The 7,798-nt window shown below is 35.5% G+C and carries 7 protein-coding genes; all 7 read left to right on the forward strand.

Features of this window, described 5'->3' with window-relative positions:
- Positions 1-646: 646 nt before the first annotated feature.
- The 7 genes from RUH95_RS21250 (at position 647) to RUH95_RS21280 (ending at position 7,136) form a co-directional block, all read left to right on the forward strand.
- Positions 647-853, forward strand: coding sequence for a spore coat protein (locus RUH95_RS21250; protein ID WP_313894902.1), 207 nt, complete (start codon positions 647-649; stop codon positions 851-853).
- Positions 854-869: 16 nt separating this feature from the next.
- Positions 870-1,232, forward strand: a complete 363-nt coding sequence (locus tag RUH95_RS21255; protein ID WP_313894903.1) for a spore coat protein — start codon at positions 870-872, stop codon at positions 1,230-1,232.
- 24 nt (positions 1,233-1,256) lie between these two features.
- A complete protein-coding gene (locus tag RUH95_RS21260; RefSeq protein ID WP_313894904.1) occupies positions 1,257-2,393 on the forward strand; it encodes a zinc-dependent alcohol dehydrogenase in 1,137 nt (378 codons plus the stop codon).
- Positions 2,394-2,645: 252 nt separating this feature from the next.
- On the forward strand, positions 2,646-3,743 hold the full coding sequence (locus RUH95_RS21265; protein ID WP_313894905.1) for an L-dopachrome tautomerase-related protein: 1,098 nt from the start codon (positions 2,646-2,648) through the stop codon (positions 3,741-3,743).
- Between the two features lie 723 nt (positions 3,744-4,466).
- The gene (locus RUH95_RS21270) at positions 4,467-4,979 is read left to right on the forward strand and encodes a hypothetical protein (RefSeq protein WP_313894906.1); all 513 of its coding nucleotides are present in this window, start codon (positions 4,467-4,469) and stop codon (positions 4,977-4,979) included.
- 593 nt (positions 4,980-5,572) lie between these two features.
- Complete coding sequence (locus tag RUH95_RS21275; RefSeq protein WP_313894907.1) at positions 5,573-6,175, forward strand: glycosyltransferase family 4 protein; 603 nt, start codon at positions 5,573-5,575, stop codon at positions 6,173-6,175.
- A 34-nt stretch (positions 6,176-6,209) separates the two neighbouring features.
- Positions 6,210-7,136 carry a glycosyltransferase gene (locus tag RUH95_RS21280; protein ID WP_313894908.1) on the forward strand — a complete coding sequence of 309 codons (927 nt, stop codon included), beginning with the start codon at positions 6,210-6,212 and terminating at the stop codon, positions 7,134-7,136.
- Positions 7,137-7,798 lie beyond the last annotated feature (662 nt).

The following is a 7,798-nucleotide window of genomic DNA, read 5'->3' on the forward strand; positions in this document are numbered from 1 at the left end:
ATTCGGTGGATTTCAACACTTAACTAAGAGGCTGCAGATTGACTCCCGCCACCTCCACATATAAGAAATTTCATTCTCCATTCGTCAAAGAATAAAGGTAGGTTGGTGCAAAAACCAGAGTAGGATTAATCTCCCATGAGTGCTACTCGTATAGAGTGCGACAGTCTGTGATGCACACCGTGGTCGTTGGAGTCAGACTAACGGAAGGGCTCTAAGGCACCATAGTTCATCGACCTTCTTCGCCAGCCGTAGTATCCTATACCCGGGTTTTCACATTTTCATTCTCTGTGGTGTAGCGCTGATTTTGCGCTACATGGATGGCTAACGGGTGCTTTCGTATTATAAGGTTAACCAGTTTTTACTGGTTGACCTTATTTTTATAGGATTTAATATATCAGTAGCCAGGGTAGAACGTACGGGTGCGTGGGAAATGATCCCGTGAACTAAACTGTCCACCCCTTTTTTATTCTTTCGTTTTAAATTGGAAAAAGATTAGTCGCGATTAAAAAGTCAAATGAAAGATATCTCATAATTAATACCTATACCTTTGTTACAATAAACACCACTAAATGGCCTCAATTCTTATGAATACAAACATCTTTGTTGGGGCATTCTTCTATGGATGAAAAGATTTGGAGGTGCAGGAATGTTTGAAAAGAAATTAGGACTTCATGAAACTTTAGAATTTCATGAAGTAATAAATTTTAAGACAGTATGTTTACTTAAATCTAAAATGATGCAAGGTATAGTTTTTGACCAAGATCTAAAAGCGCTAATGGAGAAGGATGTAAAACAATCTATACCAGCTTTAACTGCAATGATAAAACTATATTCAAATGCTGAGTTAAAATAATCGGAGGTCGGTTAGTATGAATGATTATTTAGATCCTATAAATTCTGTTGGAATGCCCGAACTTACAGATTCAGGTATTGCCCTTGAATTTTTGTTATCAACAAAAACTGGGGTTAGAAATCTTTCAATTGCATTGACAGAAACAGCAACACCTACAATTAGAAAGTTATTACAGGAACAGCTTGATGTAACCATTGCCTTATATTTCGAAATTGCAGATCTCATGATGAAAAAAAAATGGTTAAACCTATATGATTTGGAACTACAAAAACTATTGGATATTAAATCCGCTCAAAATGCAGTAGATATAGCCAATTTAAATCTCTTTCCGGGCGTTACAAATCGGAAAGGAATGTTTCCAAGCCCACCGAAGAAATAATGAATATAGAAGGAGATTTAATTAATGAAAGCTGTTACTTTTCAAGGTGTTAAAAATGTTCAAGTAAAAAACGTGAAAGACCCAAGTATCCAAAAAGCGGATGATATCATTGTTAAACTGACTACTACTGCCATTTGCGGATCGGATTTACACTTAATTCATGGGATGATCCCAAACCTTGGAGAGGATTATGTTATTGGACATGAACCTATGGGAATTGTAGAAGAAGTCGGTAAGGATGTAACGAAAGTTAAAAAAGGGGACCGCGTTATCATCCCATTTAATATAGCATGTGGTCAATGTTGGTACTGTAATCATGAATTAGAAAGTCAGTGCGACAATGCGAATGAAAATGGAGAAATGGGCGCATATTTTGGCTACTCAGACACGACGGGAGGGTTCCCAGGTGGTCAGGCGGAATTTATGCGAGTTCCATATGCTAATTTTACACCTTTTAAGATTCCAGAAAACAGTGAAGTTGCGGATGAAAGTTTAGTGTTACTTGCAGATGCTGCATCTACAGCATTTTGGAGTGTAGACAATGCGGGAGTGAAAGCAGGGGATACGGTCGTAATTTTAGGATGCGGTCCAGTTGGTCTGTTAGCACAAAAATTCGCATGGTTAAAAGGTGCAAAAAGAGTTATTGCAGTTGATTACGTTGGTTATCGTTTAAAACATGCAAAACGTACGAATAACGTGGAGATAGTTAACTTTGAAGATCATGATAATTGTGGTGAATATTTAAAAGAAATAACAAAGGGTGGAGCAGATGTAGTCATTGACTGCGTAGGAATGAGTGGAAAAATGACACCACTGGAATTTCTTGCATCTGGCCTGAAATTACAAGGAGGAGCAATGGGAGCTCTAGTAATTGCAAGTCAAGCTGTTCGCAAAGGTGGAACAATTCAAATTACAGGAGTTTATGGGGCACGTTATAATGCATTCCCATTAGGAGACATCTTTCAACGAAATGTGAATATTAAGACTGGCCAAGCTCCAGTTATTCACTACATGCCGCATGTATATAATCTAATCGCGGAAGGTAAGGTTGATCCAAGTGATATTGTCACTCATGTACTTCCTTTGGATCAAGCTAAGCATGGCTATGAAATATTTGACACCAAAATGGAAGACTGTATAAAAGTTGTACTAAAACCGTAAATACCGTGTTAGTTTTCGAGCATCTCTTATGAGGTGCTTTTTTAAATTTTGGAATGACAAATGATTGTATCCCTTAATAGAAAAATGCAAATGATGAATATTATTTAATCAGTGCAAGTGATTCATATGTTTTGTTGATATACATGAACTTTCCCAGCTAATTAGGTAGAAAAAATTATCAAGTACTAGGCATTAAAAAAAATTTTCAACATATATAGGTGATATTCGTTCGAATTTGATGAGGAGGATATCATGCAACCTATATTACCTATGGAAAAGTATTTTGGGCAGTTTGAACTGGTGCACGCTTTTTATGGGGCTATGCCTACAGGAGTCAGTGTCTCCGAAACTAGTCGTATTTTTATTTGCTTTCCGAAATGGGGAGATAACGTTCAATTTACGGTGGCGGAAATTGTTGAGGGTGAATTGCAGCCATATCCCAGTTTAGAAGCTAATTTGGTTAATACCAAAAATATTACGATGTCTTTCGTCAGTGTCCAAAGTATCTTTGCTGATGGAAGAGGAACACTTTGGGTACTAGACACAGGGGCACCAAATTTTTCTGAACCTATTCAAGGGGGAGCAAAATTAGTTTCTGTTGATTTAAGCACGAATACAATAAGAAGAGTATATACCTTTACAGATGATGTTGTCTTGCCAACAACTTATTTGAATGATGTGCGTGTGGACTTTCGGGTAGGAAGAGCAGGTTATGCATATATAACGGATTCTTCTTCCAGAGGGCCAGGGGGGATTATCGTCGTAGATTTAGAAAATGGGAACGCGTTTAGACGATTAAATGGGGCAATATCTACTTCACCTGATCTCTATATTTTACCCAAAGTAGAAGGTGAAATTTTGATGGATCGAAACCAGGACGGCTCGACTTCCCCATTTAGATTGGCTTCCGATAGTTTAGCAATTTCTCCTGATGGAAAGGTTTTATTTTATGCTCCGCTAACCAGCCGTCAGCTGTTCTCGATATCAACAGAAGCCCTAAGAGACAAAAGGATACAGGACGTTAATTTATCCCAATATGTGCAGTATTGGGGGGAAAAAGGTGCGTCTGATGGATTGATCACCGGCGCAAAAGGAACCGTTTATGCGGGAGACTATGAAAACAACAGTATCCGAAAGATATTGCCTAATGGCGTAATGGAAACTATCGCACATGACCCGAGAATTTTATGGCCGGATACTTTTTCGATTGGACCCGATCAATACTTATATGTCATAGTGAATCAGTTACATCGGCAGGCGAGATTTCATTATGGAAGAGACTTACGGGAAAAACCATACAGTTTACTTCGTTTGAGAATTGATGAATTCCCTGCTCTTACTTTTTCATAATAGTCTTAAAGGAAGGTAGCTATTCCTCATAAAGGAGCTGCCTTTTTTGTCAGTTAAAATAAGAAACAGGTATCTTTGACACCACAATATGTAATAAAAAGGCATGTTCTTGTTCAACTAACGGAGTGCTTTACATCATTAAGGAGTAAAGCTTTTTCTTTGAATCAATGAAGACGCTCACTGGAAGTAGAGTGGATGTTAAATTGCCCCTTTCTTAGATAATGAAAACAATAATTTGTATATCTTATAGATTTTTAGTTTCATTCTCTTCGATTAAGAGTAATTTATAATTATGAATGTGCAAAATCATCCCCCTAGTTCCGCAAGTTTTTTGAAAAAGTATCCCTTATATCAATAAGCTATAGTGATATTCCTATTAGATTGAGTATTTTAACTTATAGCAGAAACAAATTCTTGCATAAACTAAAACCGAAAAGGTAAAACAATAAAATATAGACAGGAAATTATTTCCTGATTATTAGAAAGTTGAGAATTTATTTGATCTGTTTTGCAATATTAGCGCATGAGAATGAGGAAGTGCTGATTAATCAAATTAAGAATATTAAATACTTTAATCCAGGCTGTAAAATAATCCTTTACATCTTTACAACGGTGGTATGGATCCTACATTTGGATTAAAATCAAATATTCCTATTTGTCCAAAGAGTAGACCTTTGAAAAAAGAAAAATTAGGTCGCTTTTTCTTGGATATCATGACTTGGCTTGAAGAAACAAGAAGAGTATGATTATCTAGTTAATTTGGATTCAGATGTAATGTTTATCAAAAGAGGATACGAGGAGTTTCTAAACGAACATATGCAAGGGTACGACTGTATGGGGATCAATATGGGAATCCAGCGTTCTCCACTGGATGCCCCTCACTGGGTTCCGGGGATGAACATGTGGAGTGAATGGTCAATATGGCAACCTTTTTTTGAAACAGACTATTTTTGTGGCTCCTTGAATTCGATGCAAGTGTACCGTAAAGAAATTGTTACAAATTTACTGAAAAACATAGACATTGTTAAACTTGAAACACTTCTCCAGATAACTGAAGTGTATGCCCTCGAAGAAATACTATACGCAACTCTCGCTGTTCGTAGTGGAGGTAAACATAGATCATATCCTAGTGAATGCGCTGAATTTGTAGGATGGGTTCCACTATCAATAGAACAGTTAGATACAGCGCAAAAGAAAAAAATGTTTTTTTTGTTCATCCGATTGATCGCTCAATGAATGATCCTACGAGACAATGGCTAACAAAAAAAATACAGTTATTTCCAAAACTATTAGAGTCTATAGGATTAAAAAAAAAAAGTATATCCAAGTTCATTAACCATTAGCTGGGCCTGTTATCAAGGGGGGGTGGAAACTGCACTTTATAACCGTCTAAGAACTTTGACCTCTTTTAATGTTAATGCACATGCTTATTTTTATCATGGGGGTGTAGGCACTTCACTTTATAGGGATATTCCTTATCATATATCTTCTCAAGAGGAAGATTTAGGGACTTACATTCAAAAACATCAGTTTAATGTTGTGACATATATCATACGATATATAACATTGAAGAAATAGAACGTATCGACTATCAAGGCAAAGTAATTTTTGAATTTCACGGCTATAATTCAAGTATTGCACAGGAACTATATAAAATAAACAATGGCCAAGATAAAGGCTATATAACCGCGATAGTTGTACCAAGTAACTATGTAGCGGAAATTGCACGATCTAATCTAACAAATAGAAAAGATTTACCTATCTTTGTTGCAAGAAACCCAATAGATACCACCGTTTTTTATAAACAATCCACCGCTGCAATAGTTAATATGTATCCAAAGCTAAAGATATGGAAAAGCATTCCTATAATTGGTTGGGTTGGGAGATTAGATAGCAATAAAAATTGGGATAAACTACTAAGTATTTTTGCTGCACTTAAATCTAAAAATTCATCTGTTAAATTAGCAATTGTGAGTGATATCACCACCAGTCCAGATATACAACTTTTCAATGAAAAAGTATTAGAATATAATCTGTCAGATGAAATTATTTTACTTCCCAACGTACCATATGAAAAAATGCCTTCCTACTATTCGCTAATATCTCAATCTGGAGGTGTCTTTCTTTCTACTTCTTTATCTGAAGGATATCCCCTTAATTTACTAGAAGCACAAGCATGTGAATGCCCAATTGTTTGCACAGATATAGGTGGAAGCAATGAAATAGTAAAAGATAAGCAGACTGGTTTCACGTTTCCTGTAACAAACGACAAAATTGCGGTTTTGCAAGCTTATGAACTTCTAAATAATAGAAAGTTACGCAAAGAGATTGGGAAAAGAGCTCGAAAATCTATTTGCATACGTAATAACCTTGAGGAAAATATAATGTCCTATTTAAAATGGGTCACTTCTTTAATTTATCGTGAAGTCTAGATTTTTATCATTTAAAGAATTGAGGTGTAAATTTATGAAAAAAAAATTAACTATCCTATTTATTACTTTGGATACCAGTCGCATTGTTTATAGAAATTCATTTTACTTAACGGAAGAACTTGCTAAAATATCAAATTTAATTTTATGGCATGATGCTGGTAATATTAGCGAGATTTTATCTGAAATAAACGATGTTCCAGACTTCATTTTATTAAATGATGTGAAGGAAAGTCCCGAAGTTACCGGTTGGACTTCCATATCCATTCCATTTGGAGTGATTATACATGATCTTCATTATGCTATAAACGAAAGAAAAGAGTTCATTCGAGACAATAATGTCCCTTATATCTTCTCTATGTACCGAGACAAGTTTTGTGAATGGTATCCTGAATTTAAAGAGAGTTTGAAATGGTTTCCACTCCACGTGAATACAAACATTTTTAAAGACTATAAGCTAGAAAAAGAGATTGATTGGTTATTCATGGGAGCCGTTACAGGATGGGTTTATCCACTTCGAGAAAAAATTATCCAAACCATGTATGGACACGATGGTTTTGTTTATCATGAACACCCTGGATATCGTGATATTTTTGAGGAAAAAGAAAAAAATGTTTTTGTTGGGGAGCGATATGCTAAAGAAATTAACCGCGCTAAAATGTTCTTCACATGCGACTCTGTTTATAAGTATCCAGTCAATAAATACTATGAGGTTCTTGCTTGCAAAACCTTACTGCTTGCTTCTTCCTCCAAAGAACTATCTGACTTAGGTTTCATTCCCGACGTCAATTATGTAGAGATTGATGAGAATAATTTCATAGAAAAAGCCTATTACTATTTACATCATCCCGAAGAGCGAATGAAAATTACTGAAGAAGGATATAAAATGGTCCATGAAAAGCATTCTACTACACAACGTGCAATGGGTTTAAAAACAATGATTAATGAAATTGTGAGTGAATGAAGGTTCAAATGGTCTATAAAGAATGTTTTAAAACGTAGTATGCAGTTCTTTCGAAATAAATGAAAAATATGAACGGTAATAGTTTTCAAATAAATGTAATAATGAAGATATTAAAAAATGTTTGTGTAGCAATGCACTTCAACTAACGGTGTGCTTTACTTCAAGAAGGAGTAAAGCACACCGTTAGTTGAAGAAGAAATTTAGCACGGATAAAAAGGTAGATGGAGAATCCTATGCTTAACTACTTACCAGAAGGGGGAAGGATAAAGCTTGAGTAATAAAAGACTTCTAAACTTAAAAAATGGAGAGCCAAGTGTGCTGCGTTGGCTGTTGCAATAGGTTGTTTATATAGTGTTGTTGTGAATTGGGGAGATAATTGGTTTATGACAGCGGTGTTATCAGCGGGGGTGATAATTTGTGGAACAATTGGTTTCTTTGATTTAAAGCGTATTTTTAAAAAGAGTATTTAAAGCTTGTTCAAGTTACGGTGTGCTTTAGCAGAATAGGACTGTCATTATGCAGGTTAATTTAACAAGAAAACACAAAAAAAGGCCCCTTAAGAGTAATTTAGGGGTGAAAAATAATGTACATATTAAAAGAAACGAATATTAGTAAAATATGCAGTAGCAAAGTTGTTTTCTCCTTTTTTTCGTCGTACACTA

The sequence above is a fragment of the Psychrobacillus sp. genome, from assembly GCF_032154225.1.
In the GTDB taxonomy this organism is placed as follows: domain Bacteria; phylum Bacillota; class Bacilli; order Bacillales_A; family Planococcaceae; genus Psychrobacillus.